15 protein-coding genes and 1 pseudogene are annotated in these 22,062 nt (G+C 45.6%); 9 read left to right on the forward strand and 7 right to left on the reverse strand.

Going from position 1 to position 22,062, the window contains the following annotated elements; genetic code table 11:
• Positions 1-18: 18 nt before the first annotated feature.
• A complete protein-coding gene (locus LMH68_RS16585) occupies positions 19-507 on the reverse strand; it encodes an Lrp/AsnC family transcriptional regulator (protein ID WP_229647592.1) in 489 nt (162 codons plus the stop codon).
• 278 nt (positions 508-785) lie between these two features.
• Between LMH68_RS16585 and LMH68_RS16590 the strand changes: the two genes are divergently transcribed.
• The gene (locus tag LMH68_RS16590; RefSeq protein WP_017061196.1) at positions 786-956 is read left to right on the forward strand and encodes a hypothetical protein; all 171 of its coding nucleotides are present in this window, start codon (positions 786-788) and stop codon (positions 954-956) included.
• Between the two features lie 638 nt (positions 957-1,594).
• Here the strand turns inward: LMH68_RS16590 and putP are convergent.
• The 4 genes from putP to LMH68_RS16610 all read right to left on the reverse strand — a co-directional run bounded on the left by putP (position 1,595) and on the right by LMH68_RS16610 (position 8,128).
• Complete coding sequence (gene putP, locus LMH68_RS16595; protein ID WP_229647623.1) at positions 1,595-3,085, reverse strand: sodium/proline symporter PutP; 1,491 nt, start codon at positions 3,083-3,085, stop codon at positions 1,595-1,597.
• A 183-nt stretch (positions 3,086-3,268) separates the two neighbouring features.
• Positions 3,269-3,973: a 1-pyrroline-5-carboxylate dehydrogenase gene (locus tag LMH68_RS16600; protein WP_229647591.1), complete on the reverse strand. Its 705-nt coding sequence runs from the start codon at positions 3,971-3,973 to the stop codon at positions 3,269-3,271.
• 11 nt (positions 3,974-3,984) lie between these two features.
• A complete protein-coding gene (gene putA, locus LMH68_RS16605) occupies positions 3,985-7,122 on the reverse strand; it encodes a bifunctional proline dehydrogenase/L-glutamate gamma-semialdehyde dehydrogenase PutA (RefSeq protein ID WP_229647590.1) in 3,138 nt (1,045 codons plus the stop codon).
• Between the two features lie 181 nt (positions 7,123-7,303).
• Positions 7,304-8,128 (reverse strand): AraC family transcriptional regulator, encoded by an 825-nt coding sequence (locus LMH68_RS16610; protein WP_060980807.1) that lies wholly within the window; start codon positions 8,126-8,128, stop codon positions 7,304-7,306.
• Between the two features lie 270 nt (positions 8,129-8,398).
• Between LMH68_RS16610 and LMH68_RS16615 the strand changes: the two are divergent.
• Together LMH68_RS16615 and LMH68_RS16620 are read left to right on the forward strand one after the other, a co-directional pair.
• Positions 8,399-8,575: pseudogene (locus tag LMH68_RS16615) on the forward strand (SUMF1/EgtB/PvdO family nonheme iron enzyme); the annotation flags it as partial.
• Positions 8,576-8,939: 364 nt separating this feature from the next.
• Positions 8,940-9,722 (forward strand): helix-turn-helix transcriptional regulator, encoded by a 783-nt coding sequence (locus LMH68_RS16620; protein ID WP_032549012.1) that lies wholly within the window; start codon positions 8,940-8,942, stop codon positions 9,720-9,722.
• 102 nt (positions 9,723-9,824) lie between these two features.
• Here LMH68_RS16620 and pdxH read toward each other — a convergent pair whose 3' ends face one another.
• The gene (gene pdxH, locus LMH68_RS16625) at positions 9,825-10,460 is read right to left on the reverse strand and encodes a pyridoxamine 5'-phosphate oxidase (protein WP_017061203.1); all 636 of its coding nucleotides are present in this window, start codon (positions 10,458-10,460) and stop codon (positions 9,825-9,827) included.
• Between the two features lie 167 nt (positions 10,461-10,627).
• Here pdxH and LMH68_RS16630 point away from each other — a divergent pair, with 167 nt between their 5' ends.
• From LMH68_RS16630 to LMH68_RS16655, 6 genes are all read left to right on the forward strand, one after another.
• Positions 10,628-12,550 carry a sensor histidine kinase gene (locus LMH68_RS16630; protein WP_229647589.1) on the forward strand — a complete coding sequence of 641 codons (1,923 nt, stop codon included), beginning with the start codon at positions 10,628-10,630 and terminating at the stop codon, positions 12,548-12,550.
• Between the two features lie 84 nt (positions 12,551-12,634).
• Entirely contained in the window at positions 12,635-13,921 is a 1,287-nt protein-coding gene (locus LMH68_RS16635) for a sigma-54-dependent transcriptional regulator (RefSeq protein ID WP_102332339.1), read from the forward strand.
• A gap of 112 nt (positions 13,922-14,033) precedes the next feature.
• The gene (locus LMH68_RS16640) at positions 14,034-15,425 is read left to right on the forward strand and encodes an HlyD family type I secretion periplasmic adaptor subunit (protein ID WP_017061206.1); all 1,392 of its coding nucleotides are present in this window, start codon (positions 14,034-14,036) and stop codon (positions 15,423-15,425) included.
• Between the two features lie 59 nt (positions 15,426-15,484).
• Positions 15,485-16,153 (forward strand): transglutaminase-like cysteine peptidase, encoded by a 669-nt coding sequence (locus LMH68_RS16645; RefSeq protein ID WP_019823329.1) that lies wholly within the window; start codon positions 15,485-15,487, stop codon positions 16,151-16,153.
• 5 nt (positions 16,154-16,158) lie between these two features.
• Positions 16,159-18,069, forward strand: a complete 1,911-nt coding sequence (locus LMH68_RS16650) for a LapD/MoxY N-terminal periplasmic domain-containing protein (RefSeq protein ID WP_229647588.1) — start codon at positions 16,159-16,161, stop codon at positions 18,067-18,069.
• 18 nt (positions 18,070-18,087) lie between these two features.
• Entirely contained in the window at positions 18,088-20,202 is a 2,115-nt protein-coding gene (locus LMH68_RS16655; RefSeq protein WP_017061209.1) for a type I secretion system permease/ATPase, read from the forward strand.
• A gap of 124 nt (positions 20,203-20,326) precedes the next feature.
• Here the strand turns inward: LMH68_RS16655 and LMH68_RS16660 are convergent, their stop codons facing one another.
• The gene (locus tag LMH68_RS16660) at positions 20,327-21,997 is read right to left on the reverse strand and encodes a DUF342 domain-containing protein (RefSeq protein ID WP_229647587.1); all 1,671 of its coding nucleotides are present in this window, start codon (positions 21,995-21,997) and stop codon (positions 20,327-20,329) included.
• Positions 21,998-22,062: the final 65 nt, after the last annotated feature.

Raw genomic sequence — 22,062 nt, forward strand, 5'->3', positions numbered from 1 at the left:
TAAGGTGAAAGCAGGCCACTATTTTAGAGTTGCCAACAACTCAGGGTTCACGCCAAAACCCTTTTTATGCTCTTCAATCACCACTTCACTGCGTGTCTGAATCACACCTGGTAAGGTGCCCAACTTAGTTGCCATAAACGCTTGATACGCCTTCATGTCTTTCACTCGAACCTTGATCATGGTGTCAAAGTCACCCGACAGTGAGTAGCACTCTTCCACCTCAGGCATCATCTCTACCGCTTGTGCAAATTTATCAAAAATTGAAAAACTGGTTTGATCGAGGCGAATATGGATAAACACTTGGACATCGAGCCCCAACTTTTCTGAACAAAGCTCAGCGTGATAACCTGTGATGTAGCCCACTTTTTCCAATCGCTTCAACCTATCAGAGCAAGGTGAAGTTGTTAGGTTGACCTGTTTCGCTAGTTCAACAACGGGCAAACGGCCTTTCATATGCAGAATTCTTAGTATCTCTTTATCGATACGATCGAGCTGATGCTGAGACATAACATTCCTTAAACATTCTAAATTCCGCTCAGTATATTCCATACCAAGTGCAATCGAAGAAAACCTCGCTCACACATTTAAAAACTAAATGCACGGATGATATTCACGCCAGATATAAACACATACAAATAGATAAGAACCCTTATAAATCAAACTCTGGTTATTAACAAATTATTATAGAAATGACCCGATTAACAAATAAGTTGAGCCGGAAACGAAAGAAAGGATATAGGCCAAAGTGAATAATATAATTATCAAAGAGAAAGGATGACTCTATTATGAAAACGCAAGAACTCGCATATAAACCTTACGGTATTGGTTCATGGACACACGTAACGGTATCAAAAGATGTTGCTCAGGCACTAGCAAATGAATACTCAAACTATGGTTGGGATGTGAAGATTGATGGCGACGCCATTGTTGCCGAGCTAGCACTCAAAGCCGCATAGAAACGCAAAAACCTCCTAAAACGGAGGTTTTTTGATCTAAGTTAGTGAGCGCTTACTGTAAGTTAAGCTAAACCAATTTGGGGTACAGTACTTCCTGTTTCGCAACGGCAGTTACACGTGCGGCAGAAGTGCTGAGTTTCCATATCGTAGTACAGGTTTCCACTAAATAGTTTTGACGTCCATTGCATCATACGGCCAGAAGCTGTCTCGGGCTCTGATTCACAACGTTTCATTATAGACTTATGTAGTGTTGTTTTTTTACATCCTTTGCAATAGAGATCAGGCATACCTTTGTCCTATAGGTCTTTAGTGGTTACTGACAATTGACACATCATGTCCAATTCGGTTCCACAATTCACCGAGCTAATGACAAAAGTGAGCGCCAAGTTCAAAAAATAGCCATTTTTCTGTTTTATTTTTTGACATCAAACGCCACCAACAAGACAGACCTTTCATTTCTCGCTCAAGATCCTTCGCTTTCGATTTACATTGTAAACCCCCATTTCAATATCAGAAAACCTCGAATAAACTTAATTTGAAATAAGACAAAGGTCGTACTCACATAAAAAAATAGAGCCACCGAAGTGACTCTATTGTTCATGTCTTTTGCTAATTCATTGGTATTTTTACAATGTAAATTAGTCTAGCTCAACAAGGTTCTTCTCGAACTCAGCGTGTTGCTTCTTAACTTCGTCTTCAGGCTCGCCAGTAATTAGGCTCACGATAACGATAGAAAGCGTCGATAGGATGATTCCCGGTACGATTTCGTACACATCGAACCAACCGCCCGTGAACTGCTTCCAAAGAACAATCGTAACACCACCAACCACGATACCCGCTAGAGCGCCGTTACGGTTCATACGAGACCAGTACAGGCTCAATACGATAGCTGGGCCGAATGCAGCACCAAAACCAGCCCATGCGTAAGACACAAGGCCAAGTACTGAACTGTCTGGCGTCATCGCTAGTACAAGTGCAATCAAAGAGATTAGGATAACCGCGAAACGGCCAACACGAACAATCTCTTCTGACGTTGCGTCTTTCTTCAGAATTTGCTTGTACAAGTCTTCTGCCATTGCAGATGAAGAAACAAGAAGCTGTGAATCAGCAGTACTCATGATTGCCGCTAGGATTGCAGCAAGTAGGATACCGGCGATGACTGGGTGGAACATTGCGTTAACAAGAAGCATGAAGATCTTCTCGCCATCGTCTAGTTTAGGCGCGCCAGAGTTAGTCACGTAGATTAGACCAACAAGACCTACTAGCATTGCACCAACCATAGACAGAGCAGACCATACCACCGCGATACGACGCGCTGTTGTTAGGTCTTTGTTGCTACGTGTTGCTTTGAAACGAGCAAGGATGTGTGGCTGACCGAAGTAACCTAGACCCCATGCCGCTAGCGAGATGATCGCGATAGCAGAAAGTGGCTCACCTTTCACATCATTCCATAGCGTGAGAAGCTCTGGGTTGATGTTGTGAAGATCAGTCGATAGCTGACCAAGACCACCGTTCATCGCTGCGATTGGTACAATCAATAGCGCAGCAGACATCAGCAGACCTTGAACCAAATCCGTCCAAGATACCGCAAGGAAACCACCAAATAGCGTGTAAGAAACCACACATACTGTACCGATGATTACCGCTGTTGTGTAATCTAGGCCGAATACTGTTTCAAACAATTTACCACCTGCTACCAAGCCAGAACTTGTGTAGAAAAGGAAGAATAAAAGGATAAAGAAAGCAGAAATTGTTTGGATCAGCTTAGAATTATCATTGAAACGACGAGATAGGAACTCAGGTAGCGTCAGTGACTCTGTTGTAATGCTGTAAGTACGCAGACGCTTAGCACTGATTAACCAGTTCGCCCAAGTACCAACTAGCAGGCCACCAGCAAGCCAGAATGCTTCAAAACCAGCAGCATAAGCGTAACCCGGTAGACCAAGTAGTAGCCAACCACTCATGTCTGATGCACCAGCAGAAAGTGCAGCAGGCCATGGGCCTAGCGAACGACCACCTAGGAAGTAGTCTGTCGAGCTAGAAGTACGTTTGTAAGCAATAACACCGATTGCCAGCATCATAATTAGATACGCAATGAACGTCGTCGTTATTGCAAAACTGTTTTCTATCATTTGATAGTCCTCATTTGTAAAAAGCCTTCCATACCTAATTCAATGCAAGACACTCACCGTAAAGGCAAGCGAGTGCATTGAGTTAGGTATTGAGGCTCCAAGGCACTATGAGTTAAATCCAAAGATGGTGAAACCAACAATGGAGAAAACAAAAGTGCTTAGAGCCAATGTTACTGAAGGTTAGTGAGCTTCGCTTCCAAGTTCGAGCAAGGTCGCGTTACCGCCCACGGCTGTTATATTTATAGTTCGCGTACGCTCGGTAATGAAACGCAGCGATAAGTGTGGATCGTGAGCAACATGCATTGCTGTCAGATCCGTTTCAGCTACTAAACTGACGATGGCACCGTCACGCTTAGCAAGTTGTAAATTGATAGCTTGAGCCGTTTGTGAGTTACCTACGTAACCTGCGCTACGTACATCGCAAGACAGCAGCTGTTGAGCCGCGTCGTACGAAGCAACCTGCACCAAGTTCGTCGGTAAATTCGCTTGTTTCGCTGCATCAGCGATCAAGGTGTTGAATTGCACGTCATCACTGCACAATTGCACGCTGTTACCCGCTAATAGTGCTGCGGTAATCATCGCGGTTGCTGTTTGCAGTGCTGGCTCTTTGTCTTGGCAATCATCAACAATCACCAAAGCCACGCCACGACCTGCAGCATACAGCTCATTGGTTTCGCCCGTAGGCCCCGCCATGAGGTGATGCTCAGAAAGCAGTGCAGACGCTTGCTCTAGATGATAAGTCGCCACAGCTGCCAAAGGCGCAGATTGGCTTTCGATCTCTGATTTGAATGAAAGTACCTGAGCACTCTTATGATCAAAATCGGTAAGATTCCATTGTTCCCACGCTAACAAAGCATCAGAAAAACCTGTCACTTGATGAACCATGATACTGCTCCTTATGCCTTGTCTTGTGATTGAGAAAACTGAACATCAGTAAAGCGATATAGGTAGTGAGGACCACCCGCTTTAGGGCCTGTACCCGACAAGCCTTGACCACCAAATGGTTGAACACCAACAACAGCGCCCACTTGGTCACGGTTGATGTAACAGTTACCCACACGAACGTGTTTTTCGATCCAACGGTAAGTTGTCTCGTTACGGCTGTGGATACCCATAGTTAAGCCAAAGCCCGTTTGGTTAATTTGGTCTACCACTTGCGCTAACTCACTCGCCTTGAAGCGAACGATATGCAGTACAGGACCAAACTGCTCTTCTTTCAAACAGCTGATGTCATCGATTTCAAATGCACTTGGTGGAACAAAGTCACCATGTTCACAATCCGCTCCTAGAGAAAGTTGAGCCACCTTCTTCTGGGTATTGGTCATGTTTTCTAAGTGCGCCAACAACTTCTGTTTCGCATTTTGGTCGATAACAGGGCCAACATCCGTTTTATGAAGATGTGGAATACCCACACTCAATTCGTCCATTGCACCGTGAATCAATGCAACCACGCGGTCTGCGATGTCTTCTTGAATGTAAAGCACACGTAGTGCAGAACAACGTTGACCTGCTGAAGCAAATGCAGAACGAATAACATCACGAACTACCTGTTCAGGCAGTGCGGTACTGTCGACGATCATCGCGTTCTGACCACCGGTTTCCGCAATAAACGGAACAGGCTTAGCGTTACGACTTGCCAATGAAACGTTGATACGTTGTGCTGTTGGTGTTGAACCCGTAAAAGCAACGCCAGCAATTGCATCATGGCTGGTTAGTGCACTGCCGATCTCAGCACCGCGACCCGGTAGTAACTGAATGGTGCCAGCAGGGAAACCCGCTTCATTCATCAGTTCAACCGCGCGAGCTGCAATCAAGCTTGTTTGCTCGGCTGGCTTAGCCACAACCGTGTTACCCGCAACCAAAGCTGCTGTAATTTGGCCAAGGAAGATGGCCAGAGGGAAGTTCCAAGGGCTAATACAAACGAACACACCACGACCTTGTCGTGAAGCGATTCGTGTTTGGCCATCAAAACCTTTTAGTTCGAAACCTTGTAGGTTATCCGCTTGTTTTGCGTAGTAACGACAGAAGTCGACCGCTTCACGCACTTCATCAACGCTGTCGTGAATCGTCTTACCCGCTTCTTGATGACAAATTGCCACCAGCTCAGCAAGGTTGTCTTCCATCAGGTCAGCCAGCTTATCAAGCGCTGCCGCTTTGGTTTCAACTGAAGTTGCGTTCCAATCAGCAAATGCTGCATCTGCGCCAGTGATCGCTGCGGAAACATGATCAAGGTTCGCGAAAGCCACCTGACCGACATTAATACGACGATCATAAGGTGCAGTCACTTGCTCAACGTTCTGATCAGCCTTGATCATGCTTTCGGCAAGAGATTCACCGTTGATCACAGGGCCAGCAGTCCATTGATTATTAAGGAAAGCTTTAACCTGCTCTTCAAACTGATGCGCTTCACTTTCGATATCGATGTTCACACCGTAAGAGTTTTTACGCTCTGGGAATACCGCCGGTGGCAATGGAATCTTAGTGTTGTGCAGCGTATCGAACGCCAGAAGCATATCGACAGGGTGTTGAGTCAGCTCTGCCACAGGGCAACGTGCATCAACTAAACGGTGGACAAACGAGCTGTTTGCGCCGTTCTCTAGCAAGCGACGTACTAGGTATGGCAGTAAGTCTTTATGGCTACCCACTGGTGCGTAGATACGTACCGACTGTTGGTAAGCTTCCATCGCGTGGTTGTACAGAGAATCACCCATGCCGTGTAAGCGTTGGAATTCAAAGTCTTTATGGTCTGTCATCACTGCAATAGCGGAAACCGTATGAGCATTGTGGCTAGCAAACTGCGGGAAGATATTGCCACGAACACTTGGGCTCAATAGATAACGCGCACACGCTAGGTAGGCTACATCAGTCGCTTCTTTGCGAGTGTAAACAGGGTAGTTATCGAAACCAGCTTGTTGTGACCATTTGATCTCACTATCCCAGTAAGCACCTTTAACTAGGCGAAGTGGGATTAAGTCACCCTGCTCTTTTGCTAGGCGGTTTAGCCAAACTAGAACCGGTAACGCACGCTTTGAATACGCTTGAATAACCAGACCAAACTTGCCCCAGCCTTTCACTAGCTCGCTGCGATACAGTTTTTCGAATAACTTAAGCGAAAGCTCTAGGCGATCCGCTTCTTCAGCATCAATCGTAATTGCAACATCTAGCTCTACTGCACGGCGCAATAGCTGCTCTAGCGTGTCGCATAGCTCAGTCAGTACGCGGTCTTCGTTCGCTACTTCGTAACGTGGATGAAGCGCAGAAAGCTTGATAGATACCGATGGCGCAGGGCTCGATTTTGAAGAGACATAAGTGTCTCGACCTACGGCTTCAATCGCCATTAGGTAATCTTTGAAGTATTTGTTTGCGTCAGCAGTGGTCAGTGCCGCTTCACCTAGCATGTCGTATGAGTAGGTAAAACCTTTGTCACGCATAGACTTACCGTTCTTCTGCGCTTCAGCAATGCTGCGACCAAGAACGAATTGGTGACCCATCACCTTCATCGCTTGGTGCATCGCTTTACGAATCACCGGCTCAGAAAGCTTGTTCACTAAACGGTTAACCGCTTGACCTGCACTCTGCTCTTTAGATGAAAGTCCAACCACCTTGCCTGTTAGCATTAGGCCCCAAGTTGATGCGTTAACAAAAACCGAGTCAGAATTCTTCAGGTGAGATTTCCAATCCGCAACGCTAAGTTTGTCGCGAATCAACGCATCAGCGGTTGCCGAATCAGGAATACGCATCAAGGCTTCCGCCAGACACATTAGCAAGATGCCCTCTTGAGTATCTAAGCTGTATTCAAGCAACAAGGCGTCGATCATCTGAATAGATGTTTTATCCGCACGGATAGACTCAATCAACGACGTCGTTTTGTCTGTAATTTGCTGCTTTTCAGACTCAGAAGGGGTAGCTAGTGGCAGAAGTTGCTCTAGCCATTGGGTTTCATCCACCATATATAATGGTGAGATAAGCGACCATAGATCATCAAGCGACTGCTCGTTGAATTCTGGCTTTAACACATCAGTAGCTGTAAACATGCGTTTTCCTTAATCTCACACCCGGAATTAGCCCGGGATCTCTACAATGGCTGCAGTGTATTTAGAGTATATAAGGATTACTTGTCAAAAACTCCGAGTTTTTTGCTAAAAACTCGCTTTATTAACAAAACAAACACAAGGTCACATATGAAACTTTAAAATAATATGCCGTTTTGTTTCACTATTTAACAGAAATTTTCTTTTTGTATTGGGATGGTGACATGCCTTGAAGGCGTGAAAAGGTGTGAGTAAAGGAAGATTGACCGGAGAAACCAGCCAGTTCAGCGACCTGACCAAGGCTTAGATTACCTTGTTCAATTAAACGACGAGAACGGTCGATGCGCTTGCCAAGAACGTACTGGTGAGGAGTAATGCCCATTTGCTCTTTAAACAACATATGGAATTGGCTTTCGCCTAAGAACACGCTACCTGCAAGTTGCGCGACGGAGATCTTATTTGCGAGGTGTTGCTCGATATAACGATCCAGCGCTTCAAGATCAAAACGTGAATCTTTGATTGAGGTTTCAAATGCCGATATGTGCCTTTGCATCAGAGCGATCACCGTGTCATTGCAGGCTCGGCTTAACAACAGATCATCAGGGCTCGCCTGCATCTCTTGTACCAGCATATGAATAAGCTTTTGAATTTGCGCATCTAATTGGAAATAGACGTTCGAAGACTCGAGCTGATTAATCTTCTCTAGCATCAGCGGGTCGTCGTCACTCGGCACGGGCATGTTAAGCACCAAAATGTCGGACTGACCGACCACACCACCGAAAGCATGATCAGAGCTCGCTGTCACCACACAACCTTGTCCTGGGCCAACAAGATTCCCCTTACCACTCACTTCAAATTCCGCCTGACCTTTTAAACCAATCACCACCTGAGAATAGTGGTGATCGTGGCAATCCATATGCGATGGCAAAGTGATGATCTCAGCAGGACGAGGGCCAGTAAGGCCGAGCGGAGAAAGGTCTAGGTTAGGAAAGGGTAAAGGTTTAGACATGACAGAAAAATACTCGGGTCAACATAGTAAGAATAATACTCTTAAATGCGCATAAGATGAATTTGTAAATGCTCATGAGAGTTATTTGCTCGCGAGAATAAAAAGATCATCATCGCGATCATCATGATCATGCCTCCGGAAGGATGATCAAGAGTGTACAAACTACGGGCATTGTAAAACCAATCGTTCCGGCGAGTTTAGGGACTTCACAAGCAATCACACAAGCACGAACACGAACACGAACACGAACACGAACACGAAAAACATTTTACAGGCTTCTACGACATGGTGGGTAATGTATGGGAATGGACAACCGTTCAGAAAGGCCTAGCGAAAGGTGGCGCGTGGAGCTTCTCTCCTGAAGAAGCAAAAGTGTTTAACGAACTGTACGTACCGCCTTCAACGGCAGCGAACTATCTAGGATTCCGAGTAGTACGAGAGCTGTAGGCTCCCAGTCATAGGCTCAGAACCCCAAATATTTACTCTAGGTTCTCAATTATCACATTGAGCAACATTTATAGGGGAATTCCCCCCTTATGCATAAGCACTCCTAGGAGTAGATTCGTCGATAGAGTAGTAAGTCACTCTGGGTATCAAATTGATGCCTCAGTTTAATTTACCTGACCCTCGTAAATTAGACTGAAAATCTTCTACATGTCGACAAGGCATATCTTGTCTTTAGCCAGCCCCTCTTCAGGCTGGCTTTTTTTTGCCTGATTATCACCCTTTATGCCCATCGATTCTCCGTGATTGACACAGTTAATCAACAGTCCGTTTAACTGTCAGTCACCCCTTATTTTTCGTACTCTAATTGCCATTGCAGCGCTATAAGAAACTGATATTATTGCAACATCGCAACACACGAGATAAAACCTTGCCAGATCCACTCAACTCCATACATCGTTCTTTATTCGAACAACTTCCAGGCTGCTGGGGCTGCAAAGATACTGACTCGGTCTTCGTGTATGCCAACCTTGCTTACAACCAATTGATTGGCTTAAAACCCAATGAGACTTGTACTGGCTTGACCGACTTCGACATGCCCAGTCAAACCACTGAGTGCGCACAAGATTTCAGGGCTCAAGACAAACATGTAATGGATACACGCAGTACCCTTAAGATTCTCGATATTCACCCCTATCCAGACGGACGCTGGCACGCCCATATCTTTACCAAAACCCCTTGGCTTGATGATGACGACAACGTCCAAGGCACCATCTTCTATGGCCAAGAGCTTACCGATACCGCGATCTTAGAGGTTGGTCATTGGGTTTGTCAGGCCACAGGAACAAAAGGCAATCAGGCATCGCTTGCGGGGTCAGAGCCGCGTGTGTCTAAACTGCAAAAGCGGCTGACTTCGAGAGAATCAGAGGTGCTGTTCTTACTGCTTTTCGGCAAGAAACCACAGTACATCGCGTCGACGTTAAACATTTCAATCAAAACGGTCGAAGGTCATGTCGCCAGATTGAAACAGAAGTTTGATGCACGCAGTAAAAGCCAATTGATTGAGTATGCGTTGGATTCAGGATTGGGCTCAGTGATCCCAGAAACTCTGCTCAAAAAACAGATCTCCGTTGTTCTGCACAGTAACTGATTGACTGTTCATCTGAAAATGCAGACAAAAAAATGCCGTTGATTTGATAAGTCTAATCAACGGCATTTTTAGATCTGTTAAGCAGCTAAGCGATCAAAAAGCCTAAGGCGCTAGGCGATCAATATCCCAACTGTTGTCTTGGCGAGAGAACAAGAAACGGTCGTGCAAGCGGTGTTCACCACCTTGCCAAAACTCAATGCTATCTACACGTACACGGAAACCACCCCAGAAAGAAGGCACGGGAATCTCGCCTTTGGCAAACTTCTGTTTAAGCTCTAGATACTTACCTTCTAAAATCCCACGCGCTGAAATGCGGCTACTCTGCTTACTTGCAATCGCGGCCAATTGGCTCTCTTTTGGACGTGACGAGAAGTACTTCATATTTTCCATAGCGGTCAGCTTTTCAGCCGTGCCCGTAATATGAACTTGTCGTTCGAGTGGATGCCAAGGGAAGTGCAAACTGATTTTGCTGTTGTGCTCAAGCTGGTGCGCTTTGCGGCTACCTAAGTTGGTGTAAAAAACGAACCCGTCCTTATCAACATTCTTCAGCAGAACAATTCGTTGGAATGGCTGACCATTTTCATCAACCGTAGCAACTGTCATGGCAGTAGGGTCCGTCAACTTCGCTTCAATGGCTTGCTCTAGCCATAGATTGAATTGCTCAATCGGGTCTGCGGCCAAGTCTTTGCGTCTCAATCCACCCTTAGCGTATTCGCGACGAATATCTGTCAGTTCCATTTGGTTGCTCCTTTTAATTTTTTTGTGATTTTGCGCCGTAATCCTTTGAAACACAAGTCTAAGCCATGGTTTTGTCTCACAGAAGGTGCTCTGTGTTAACAAGATCTCGGTACTCTCTCCATCATATTGATAATCTTTATACAAACCGATGACAAGCTGAGATCCGAGTGACCAAAATACTGCCTAACCTAATGACGCCCTTTGTTTTATTCTCATTGTTATTGGGAGCTGCAGGGCTGACCGCAACCCACTTTATGGCAGTACAATTCCAAGAAAAAATCGTCACTCAGCAACTCGATGAAGCGGCGAATAAAGCCAATCTACAAATCGATTCTGAGCTGGATAAATTCAAACAGATCCCAGATTTGCTCAGCCATGACCCGCGCTTGCTCTCTTATTTTGACTCATCACAACGAGCAAACAAGATTTCCGCTGCGCAGCTCAATCAATTGCTGTTTGAATGGTCGAATCAAAGCCAAGCCGACACCATCTATATTCATGACCCGAGCGGTACTGTGGTCGCTTCCAGTAATTACCAAAAGCCTCGTACCTTTGTAGGTGAGAACTTCTCGTTTCGTCCCTACTTTGCTTCTGCCATTCAAGGTAACAACACACAATATGTCGCGCTAGGCGCTCGTTCGAACGTACGCGGTTATTTTCTGTCTTCACCGCTGTATGTTGAGAATCACATTGTGGGGGTTATCACCGTAAAAGTGAGTTTAGAAAACCTCGAAAACATCCTGACCAGCGACGACTTTGAGATCGTAGTACTCGACTCGAACCAAGTGGTCTTTCTATCAAGCCAAGCTCCATGGCTTTATCATTCACTGTTGCCATTAACGCAGCAACAACAAACGGATATCGCACTTCAACGCCAATACGGTCAAAGCGAAATTTCGATCATCGAAGCCTTTCGTTCTTCAAGATCTCAGTCAGAAGCTAGCAACGCCAATCAATCTAGCAACCTTCAATCCAATGAAATCCGAAAAGAGCTCACCGCCAACCAGTTATTCAAGCTTGGTGCTTTTAATCTTTACCCCGCTACCATCAGCAACAACCAGTACCAAGTCGTCGCCCTAAAAGAGACCAGAGCTGAACTTATTAAAATCTTTCAGATCGATGTCATCTTCGTGGTGATTTACAGCTTGGTGATGCTCATCGCTTGGTCGTGGCGCCAGACTTATCTCGCGAAAGTGGCGTTGACCCGACTCAACCAAAACCTAGAGCAAACCGTTGATAAACGTACCCACTACTTGAAGCAATCCAATCAGCAGCTGCAACAAACCCTTTTTCAATACCAAGAGTCGCAGTCGAAGTTGAAACAGACAGAACAAGAGCTGACACAAACCGCGAAACTAGCGGTACTCGGTGAGCTGTCAGCCAGCATTAACCACGAAATCAACCAACCGCTTGCAGCACTGCGAACCTACAGTGAAAACAGCTTAAAGCTACTGGAAATGGAACGAACCGATTTAGTGAAAAGCAATCTTGAGAAAATGATTGGCCTCAACAACACCATTACCGACATCATCGCGCGACTCAAAGTCTTTACTCGCAAGGTCACCAAACAAGAACATCATGTGGCGAACCTGCATCAAGCGGTCAATAACGCCACTAGCATTCTCAGTGCGCTGATGATCAAGCAAGGCATTACGCTAAGGCTAAGCACGGTGCCAGATGACATCAATATTGCGATTCATCCAACCGAACTCGAGCAAGTACTAGTGAACCTGATTCACAACGCGACTCAAGCGCTGCAACAACAAGTTCTTGAACACAAAATCTTGCAGGAGCAACAAAACCTGGAAAGCGTTGACCAACAGGCTAGCCCACAGATAGGCATCGAATGGCAACTGCATCATGACGCTTGTCAGCTGATCATTTGGGATAACGGAATTGGCATGCCGAACGATAAGCTAGAACAGCTGTTCGACCCGTTTTTTACCACCAAACCGGAAGGCTTAGGGCTAGGGCTTTCAATATCGAAACGGATTATTGAAGCGTATCACGGCACGATCAGCGCGAACCGATTAGAGCCTTCAGGCATGGTATTCTCGCTAAACATCCCGTTATATAACGATAAGGGCTAACACGCCGTTGTTATTGTTAACGGAAAACGAATTTCACATTACTGCTAATCTCACCTACAGCTAAGGACTCGACTTTTGCACTCTATGCCTAAACTCTATTTTGTCGACGATGAACCCGCCATTCGAGACTCCGTAGAACAAGCCATGCTCATTGAAGGCATCGATATTGTCTGCTTTCCCAATGCTATTGAGGCATTAAAGAAAATAGATACCACGCAAGCCGGAATTGTCGTCACCGATATTCACATGCCGGTGATGGATGGCATTCAATTGACGCAAAAGTTACTGAGCCAAAATCCTCATTTTCAGGTCATCGTACTTACCGGACATGGTGACGTGCAAACCGCGGTGTCCTCGATGAAAGCCGGCGCTTACGATTTTCTGGAAAAGCCATTTGTGGTCGATGCCCTACTCACTGCCGTTAAAAAAGCGGCGGATAAGCTCGCACTGGTTGAAGAGAACAACCTATTGCGTAAAGAGTTGGCAATGCAAAATCAGGTTGGCCCGAAACTGATTGGTCAATCACCATCAATGCAGGCATTACGCCGAGAATTGATCACCCTAGATACCAAAACTAACCCACTTCTATTATTTGTTGGTGATTTAGGGACGGGGAAAAGGGTCACAGCACAATACACCCATGATTTACACAGTCATCAAACCGCGGAGCTTTGCCCTGTCGCTGCGTTTAATTTGCCACGCAGTGACGAAGCGACATTCCATCAGTTTATTTTGCAACTGTTCTTGAAGCATCAAGGTGGAACACTCTATATCCATGAGACAGAAGCACTAACTCAGGATCAATGGCTGTGGTTAGCGAACCTAAAACCTACTCTACTTCGTGAAAACTCATGCAAGACCAATGCAACTTGTATCATTATCGCAACTACAGTAGTTCCTACTACAATTACAGGTGAACTGCGCCGATTTAATTTACTACCCTTGGCGCAAAGAACGGAAGATATTGGCTCTTTGTTCAAACACTTTGCTCGTGGTGCAGCCAGTCGCTATCAACTGCCGCCACCCGTCATTACAGAAAAAGAGATTCAGCGACTCATTGCAACGCATTGGACTGAGAACATTCGTCAGCTTCGCCAACATGCTGAACTCAGAGTGCTGACTCAAATTAAGCAGCCGTCGCTCGACAGCGATACTGATGAGCAAAATGAACTCGATATGAGCATTGAAGAGCAACAACAGTCGTTGAACCAACGCACCGATAGCTTTGAACAAATTATCTTGATTGAGGCGCTACATCGCCATCAAGGTCGTTTAAAAGAGGTACAACAAGAGCTGCAGGTGTCGCGAAAAACACTGTATGACAAACTAAGAAAGCACCAACTCGATAAAACAGATTTCAAGAACCGATAAGTCTTAAAAAATATATAAATTCAAAGATTTAAATGAGCAAAATCTTAACATTTATCAAAAGTAAGAATACACTCAATAGGCTTGCACTTTTATTTAGCGAACAAGGACTGTTATGAGTCAGAAAAATTTCAGCAAATTGAACGAGACCGAGCTTGAGTATGTCGATGATAAAACAGCGGCACTACTCCTCAATACGCCCACCAGTGCGCGAATTATGTTGTGGGTGATCGTTCTGTTTTTTATTGCTGCTATTGGGTGGTCTGCATGGGCAGAGATCGACAAAGTTACCGTTGGCCAAGGCAAAGTGATCCCCTCCTCTCAGATCCAAGTGGTACAAAACCTTGAAGGTGGCTTGGTTAAAGAAATCTTAGTTAAAGAAGGCCAACGCGTTCAAAAAGGTCAACAACTGCTGTTAATCGATGACACACGATTCCGTTCTGACTTCCGCGAACGTGAACAACAAGTCGCGAACTTGACCGCCAACGTGTTAATGCTTTCCGCTTCCCTGACCAGTGTTGTCATCAATGAAGAATTCTCTGAAAAAGAATGGAAGAAAAGTGTCACTCTCGATTATGGCAAGCTTGCGTTCCCACCTAAATTCTATGAACTTCAACCTCAACTGGTTAATCGTCAAAAAGCAGAATACCGTCAAGATCTCAATAATCTGAGAAACCAGCTTTCCGTTTTTGATCAACAAGTTGAACAGAAACAGCAAGACCTAGTTGAGATTAAAGCGCGTGTTCGAAACCTAAAACAGAGCTACCAGTTTGCTCGCCAAGAACTGGATATCACCAAACCTCTCGCCGATGAAGGGGTGGTACCACGAATTGAATTACTTAAACTGCAAAGACAAGTGAACGACACTCGCCGAGAAATGACTTCGAGCGAGCTAAAAATTCCTCTTTTACGCTCAGCAATCAAAGAATCCATGCTCAGCCGTATTGACGCCGCACTGAACTTCCGCTCCGAACAACAAGAAAAACTCAATCAAGCCCAAGACAAGCTCTCTGCAATGACCGAATCTGCCGTTGGCCTAGAAGACAGAGTAAACCGTACCGTGGTGGTTTCTCCTGTAACAGGCACCGTTAAAACATTGGGTATTAATACTGTCGGCGGGGTTATCCAACCGGGTATGGACATCGTTGAGATTGTACCAACAGAAGACTCTCTATTGGTTGAAGCGAAAATCGCCCCGCAAGATATCGCGTTCCTACGCCCAGAATTGACTGCCATCGTTAAATTCAGTGCTTATGACTTCACTAAGTACGGTGGTCTAGAAGGCGTGTTAGAGCACATCAGTGCCGATACCACTCAAGATGAAGAAGGCAATAGCTTCTATATCGTGCGCGTGCGCACCGAAAAACACAATTTTGGACAGAACGAAGAGTTGCCAATCATTCCAGGTATGACCGCCTCTGTCGATATCATCACGGGTAAAAGAACCGTGCTTGAGTACATGTTGAAGCCACTATTAAGCGCTCAAAACAATGCACTAAAAGAGTAATGACGTTTGATGTTTGATAACGCCTTTCAATACACAGCAAATAGACAAGAGCAGAGGCTATGAAGTCTCGGATTTCGCTATTGCTGCTGGTCCTCACCTCTTTCACCTCTGTGGCGCTCAACAAGAGCGACCAACGGTGGATAGATGCAGTGACCAAAACCTACGGCGATAGAGCCGGAAAGCGAGTGGCAACATGGCGCTCAAATATGACGTCATACGACGGATTAAGTGAAAAAGAGAAGCTCAGGTCGGTGAACCAGTTCTTCAACCAGATGTACTTTGTCGATGACAACATACTGTGGGGAAAGAATGATTACTGGGCAACACCACTGGAATTTTTAGGCAGCAACGCCGGTGATTGTGAAGACTTCACAATCGCAAAATACTTCTCTTTGCTTGAACTGGGCGTCCCAGATAAGAAATTACGATTAGTGTACGTAAAAGCACTGGAACTAAACCAGTTCCACATGGTGTTAGCTTACTACTCAACACCGAGTGCAGAGCCATTAATTTTGGACAACTTAAACCCTGAAATTAAACGCGGTTCCAAACGCCCAGATCTAAGACCAATTTACAGTTTTAACGGTAAAAACCTTTGGTTGATCAAGTCGGCAGCAGGCAGCGGCAAGTTGGCAGGGAAATCTTCAAGATTGAGCTTATGGAACGACTTACGTTCACGTGAGCGCTCTCTAAAATTAAACAAACCCATTATCAATTACGATGAGTAGGTACAATGACTTTATATAAACAGCTTGTGGTCGGGATGGTTGCAGTGTTCATACTGCTGATGACGTCAGTTTTTATGATCGAATTCAATACCACCCGTGGATACTTAGAGGAGCAGCAACGCTCTGAGGTAAGTAATACCATTAATACTGTTGGACTGGCTCTCGCCCCTTACCTAGAAGAAAAGGACAAGGTGGCAGTGGAGTCTGTTATCAACGCCCTGTTTGATGGCAGTTCTTACTCAGTCGTTCGATTGATCTTTCTCGATAGCGGTGAAGACATTCTCCGCTCATACCCTGTAAAGCCAACTGGCGTACCAGAGTGGTTTACCAACCTAAACCTGTTCGAGCCTGTTCATGACCGCCGCGTGATCACCAGTGGCTGGATGCAATTGGCCGAGGTCGAGATCGTAAGTCACCCAGGCCCTGCCTACGATCAACTTTGGCAAGCATTCATCCGCTTACTGAGCATATTTGGCACGATCTTCTTGCTCGGTTTGGTGTCTATCTCTTGGATCCTTAAGCGCGCTTTACGCCCGCTCTCGTTGATCATTACCAAGATGGATCAGATCGCCAAGAATCAGTTTGGCGAACCTCTGGCTCGTCCAAAGACAAAAGATCTCACCTTGGTTGTCGATGGTATCAACCACATGTCGACTCAAGTTGAACTGGCATTTAAAAACCAAGCGAAAGAAGCTCAGAAGTTACGTGAAAGAGCATATATCGACCCTGTATCTCAGCTAGGTAACCGTGCTTACTACATGTCTCAGTTAACTCAATGGTTAGAGGAGTCGAGCTTAGGTGGTTTAGCGGTACTTAAAGCGGAGTTTATCAGTGAAGAGTACGATGAAAAGGGCTATCAAGAAGGTGATGCCTTGGTTCATCAACTGGCTGAACAGCTGCAAGCTTCAATTTCATATCCAGATATCACCATCGCTCGTATTTCTAGTGACGAGTTCGGTTTCATCATGCCAAACATTGATGAGAGCGAACTGAAACTTGTCGCGAGCAGCATCGTAAACTGTATCCAGAGCCTAGGTTCAGACCCAACAGGCACTGCGAATCCACATATTGCTCTTGGTGTGACCTACAGCAACAAGCGTAAAACCAGTACTGAAATCATGTCGCTGGTGGATAACGCACTCTCAAGTGCCAAGGCGAATCGAGAACTTGCTTACGGCTACGTAACCGCAGACGATCACGGCGCAGTGATGGGCAAACAACAATGGCGTATGTTGGTTGAAGAAGCGATCATCAACGACCTCATTACCTTCCGTTTGCAGGCTGCAAACAATGCCTTTGGTAAAACGTATCACCAAGAGGTGTTCTCTGCGATTGAAAAAGATGGCGTGCGTTACGGTGCTAACCAGTATCTATACGCGCTAGAACAGCTTGAAATGAGCCACATTCTCGACCAATACGTTATTGAGAAGATGGTTGAAAAGCTCAATGCAAAAGAAGTAACCAGCCCAGTCGCTATTAATCTCTCGCCAAGCAGTATATCTCAACCAAGCTTCATCCGTTGGATCGGTAAGACGCTTGAACAGAATGCTTCAATCGCTCACCTGTTGCACTTTGAGATTCCAGAAAACTGCTTCATCAACGTTCCGCACTACACGGCGCTGCTGTGTAACACCATTCGTAACGCTGAGTCCGTATTCGGGGTTGATAACTACGGACGTAATTTCCAATCATTGGATTACATCAACGAGTACCGCCCAAGCTATGTGAAGTTGGATTACTTGTTTACGCACAACCTTGATGATGAAAAACAGAAATTCACCTTAACGTCGATCTCTAGAACCGCTCACAACCTAGGCATAACCACCATTGCGTCTCGAATAGAAACTCAGACTCAGCTAGATATCCTGTCTGATAACTACGTAGAAGTGTTCCAAGGCTTCATTGTTGATAAATAGTTGTAAGGGTTATATCACATGCAAGATCCACTATTGAACTCACTGATCTACGTTAGCCGGTATTACGGGTTAGCTAACTCGCCCGAAGCGTTGATCAATGGGCTACCACTATCCGATGGAAAGCTAACCCCTTTCCTATTCCCACGCTCTGCTGAACGAGCAGGATTAGTGGCAAAAGAAAACCGTTCCGACTTAGAAAAGATTCCTCACCTGATACTGCCTGCGGTCTTACTACTTAAACAAGGTGAGGCGTGCGTTCTCAACAGTATCGATTTAGAGAAGCAAGAAGCGGAAATCATTACTGCGGAAAGCGGAATGGTGCCAATCATCATTCCTGTCGAAGAGCTGAAAGAACAATTCATCGGCCGCTACTTCTTGGTAAAGAAACAGTTCCGTTATGATGAACGTTCACCAGAAGTTCTAAAAACACGTAAAGGGCATTGGTTTTGGAGCACGATTTGGGAATCTAAAAACATCTACCGAGATGTGTTGATTGCCTCCATTCTTATCAACATCTTCGCGATTGCCGCGCCGATGTTTACACGCTTGGTGTACGACAAGGTAGTTCCCAACCTCGCCTTTGAAACTTTGTGGGTGCTGGCAAGTGGTATCTTTGTCGTGTTCCTATTCGATTTGCTGCTCAAATTGATGCGCAGCTACTTCATTGACGTTGCCGGTAAGAAATCCGATATTCTCATTTCCTCCAAACTGTTCAGTAAAGTACTGGGGATTCGTATGGAAGCGAAGCCTGCTTCTGTCGGTGCTTTCGCTAAAAACTTGCAAGAGTTCGAATCCATTCGTGAATTCTTTACCTCTGCAACCATTGGCTCGTTAATCGACCTCCCCTTCGCACTGATGTTCTTAGCGCTAATTTGGTTAATGGCTGGAAACCTTGTGTTTGTTCCCGTTGCTGGCGTGGTCATTTTGATCGTCTATGCATTGCTAATCCAAGGTCCACTGCGCCGTACCATTGAGGAAGGCTCTCGTCTTGCTTCGCAGAAGTACGCGAACTTAATCGAGAGTTTGGCAGGGTTAGAGACGGTTAAGCTGTTCAGTGCGCAAAGCCAATTCCAATTCCGTTGGGAAGAAGCCGTTGCTCACATGGCGAATTGGAATATCAAAAGTCGACGCATCACTGACAGCATCCAAAACACCGCCGGCTTTGTTCAGCAAAGTACTAACGTTGGTATGATCATCTTTGGCGTGTATCTAATTGCAGAAGGTGAACTTACGATGGGTGGCTTGATCGCTGCAACCATGTTGAGCGGCCGAGCGATTGGCCCGCTTGTTCAGCTGTCTTTGCTTTCGACTCGTTACAACCAAGCAAAGTCATCAATGACTCTGATTGAGCAAGTGATGTCGATGCCTGATGAACAAGAAGAAGGTAAACGCTACATTCACCGTCCGATTATTCAGGGCCATATCGCGCTAGATAAAGTGACGTTCCACTACCCAGATTCACCAGTGGCTTCAATTAGAGACTTAACCCTCAATATTAGTCCTGGTGAGAAAGTAGCAATCATTGGTCGTATTGGTTCAGGTAAAACCACACTAGAACGTCTGATTATGGGCCTGTACAAGCCCACAGAAGGCCATGTACGTATTGATGACACGGATATGGAGCAACTGCATCATGTCGACGTACGACGCAATATAGGTTGTGTTCCGCAAGACAGTAACCTGTTCTACGGTTCAGTAAGAGACAACATTACTTTAGGTCGTCCTTTGGTGGATGACCGTGACGTGATGGATGCTGCAAACCGTGCAGGGGTAACCGCGTTTACTCAACAAGATCCTGCAGGTTTGGAACGCCAAGTGGGTGAAGGTGGTGCCTTGCTGTCTGGTGGACAACGTCAGTCAATTGCCATTGCTAGAGCCTTCCTTGGCCGTCCGCCAGTGTTGTTGATGGATGAGCCGACCAGTGCTATGGATAACCGTTCAGAGATGCACATCAAACACCAACTTAACCAATTGCTACCAAGCGAGACGTTAATTCTGATTACACACAAAACGTCGATGTTGGACATTGTCGATCGAGTGATCGTAATGGAGAAAGGCTGCATCATTGCAGATGGTCCTAAAGCACAGGTTCTTTCAGACCTTAAACAAGGCCGAGTGAGAGCCGTTAGTTAGAGCGCTCAAGCCACCTAAATAAATAATTATCAGTAGAAACCAAAAGGGGGAGCATCAGCTCCCCTTTTTTATTTGTCAGTATCGGCACCTTAACCATACGTAACTTTGTGTTCAGCACAAAAGTCTACAAAGCAATATCCTCTTGCTCCATCTTGAATGAACATTGGATCTCGTATTGGTTGAATGAGAAAACACTTCCGCCGTGGGTTCGCTTGGTTGTGACTGTCTCATCACCAAATTGAATCGTCACTCGGGTATACACTTTTTCGTGTACCTCTACAGTGCATTCAGCAAGGTTGGTTGCAAACTCCGCTTCGAGTGTATCTAGCTGCGACTTTGTGTTTTCAATTGCGAGATTATTCTTCTCACGTTGCTGCTCAATTTCTAGGGCTTGCTCTTCGCTTCTCTCGGTTTTAGGGCGCTTCTTAAATTCTAACTCTTGGCGAATCACACCCATGGTTTGCTCTTGAGTGTGTTTATAAGCTTCCTTCAGCTCGGCTAGCTTTTGTCGGTAACCATCGTAGCGCGCAAAGCCATGTACTTTAGTTGCGGTGTCTCCCTCAACACCTAAGAAGACACATTCTACTTTCCCGCCGACTTTGGCTTCACCACCGCTGAGCGTGCCGTGTTTTTTCAAACTGTCCATCACGATAAGGTTGTTACCACAGCGAATGTCATTACTCATACTGTGCACACCAAGTCTAAGGTCGTTGGCCGTTTGTAGCTCAGCATTCTGTGCGTAGCTTGCTGTGATAGAGCCTTTACTGAATACCTTACAACTTTTTGGCTCCCCCTCTTTAGTCGTATGGCCGATAATGCCTTTGGCGACTTTGATATCCCCCTGGGCTTGAACTTCGGCCGATTCGATAAAGCCACCAACCGTAACACTTCCGGTCGCCTTGACGATCATCCCCGGCTCGATGTTGCCAGAGACGAAGACATTACCTTTAAATTTAACATGCCCAGTTGAGACATCGACATTGCTGACACATAAGGCGTCATCCACTTCGATGGTTCGATCTTTAATGATGGGCAATCCAGGGTGTGAGGCGAGTAGTAAATTGGGATCTTCAGGGGAGATGTAGGTGCCCTTTCCTGGCTTGATTAAACTGTCTTGCCCAGGAAGCGGTGGGATAATTCGGCCTTGAACGGTAAAGCCAGCGATGCCTTTGGTAGCGGGGGTACGTTTCATTAAGTGATCATTTTTACCAACGGTAATGGTTTGTCCCAAGTCTCGCATATCAATCTTGCCTTCGTCTTTGCTGCGAGGCTTCAAGACTTGGCGAGTAATATCTTCAACCAAAGCGGCAAACTTAGCATCCTTACCTTTTACTGGTTGTGTCCCTTTAGCGACGGGCTGAGTAAACTTTTCCCCGGGCTTAAGTTTGCTACTCATCATCAGAACTTTTCTGAGCGCTAACTTATTTATTCCTTTTGTTATTTGAGCTAGAGATAAGCACTGAATGATGTCGCTACCACGCAGTGGGTGTCCATTGTAGGGACCAGTGACCACGAGACTCGCCAACATCTCATCATCAGACAGTTCGACCGCAACAGTGGCATTTCGAACTTCAGCAATCAAGATTCCTTCATAAGCTTCACCCTTACCTTCTTTAGCAAGAGTAACGAAACGCAACACCTCTTCTTCGAAAAGAAAATAGTTTGATGCATTCAAAGCTTCCAAGGTTGGTGGCAGCGTCTTGTTATCAAAGCTTGCGTCAACCACAATCCCGGTTGGCAGACATGCCATTACTTGTTGCTTGTCTTCCGACAATGTAACGATGTTATCCCACATTCGAATTGAGTATCCCTAATGACTCAGTTGTTATTCAGTCTATATAATTCATTCTGCGCTGAGTA

This window comes from Vibrio sp. F13, from assembly GCF_020806305.2.
Lineage (GTDB): Bacteria > Pseudomonadota > Gammaproteobacteria > Enterobacterales > Vibrionaceae > Vibrio > Vibrio crassostreae_C.

Excerpts from the sequence above, each read along its gene's own strand:
- LMH68_RS16585 (WP_229647592.1), bottom strand. The coding sequence starts at position 507 with ATGTCTCAGCATCAGCTCGATCGTATCGATAAAGAGATACTAAGAATT.
- LMH68_RS16590 (WP_017061196.1), top strand. The coding sequence starts at position 786 with ATGAAAACGCAAGAACTCGCATATAAACCTTACGGTATTGGTTCATGG.
- LMH68_RS16600 (WP_229647591.1), bottom strand. The coding sequence starts at position 3,973 with ATGGTTCATCAAGTGACAGGTTTTTCTGATGCTTTGTTAGCGTGGGAA.
- putA (WP_229647590.1), bottom strand. The coding sequence starts at position 7,122 with ATGTTTACAGCTACTGATGTGTTAAAGCCAGAATTCAACGAGCAGTCG.
- LMH68_RS16610 (WP_060980807.1), bottom strand. The coding sequence starts at position 8,128 with ATGTCTAAACCTTTACCCTTTCCTAACCTAGACCTTTCTCCGCTCGGC.
- pdxH (WP_017061203.1), bottom strand. The coding sequence starts at position 10,460 with ATGGAACTGACAGATATTCGTCGCGAATACGCTAAGGGTGGATTGAGA.
- LMH68_RS16635 (WP_102332339.1), top strand. The coding sequence starts at position 12,635 with ATGCCTAAACTCTATTTTGTCGACGATGAACCCGCCATTCGAGACTCC.
- LMH68_RS16640 (WP_017061206.1), top strand. The coding sequence starts at position 14,034 with ATGAGTCAGAAAAATTTCAGCAAATTGAACGAGACCGAGCTTGAGTAT.
- LMH68_RS16645 (WP_019823329.1), top strand. The coding sequence starts at position 15,485 with ATGAAGTCTCGGATTTCGCTATTGCTGCTGGTCCTCACCTCTTTCACC.
- LMH68_RS16650 (WP_229647588.1), top strand. The coding sequence starts at position 16,159 with ATGACTTTATATAAACAGCTTGTGGTCGGGATGGTTGCAGTGTTCATA.
- LMH68_RS16655 (WP_017061209.1), top strand. The coding sequence starts at position 18,088 with ATGCAAGATCCACTATTGAACTCACTGATCTACGTTAGCCGGTATTAC.
- LMH68_RS16660 (WP_229647587.1), bottom strand. The coding sequence starts at position 21,997 with ATGTGGGATAACATCGTTACATTGTCGGAAGACAAGCAACAAGTAATG.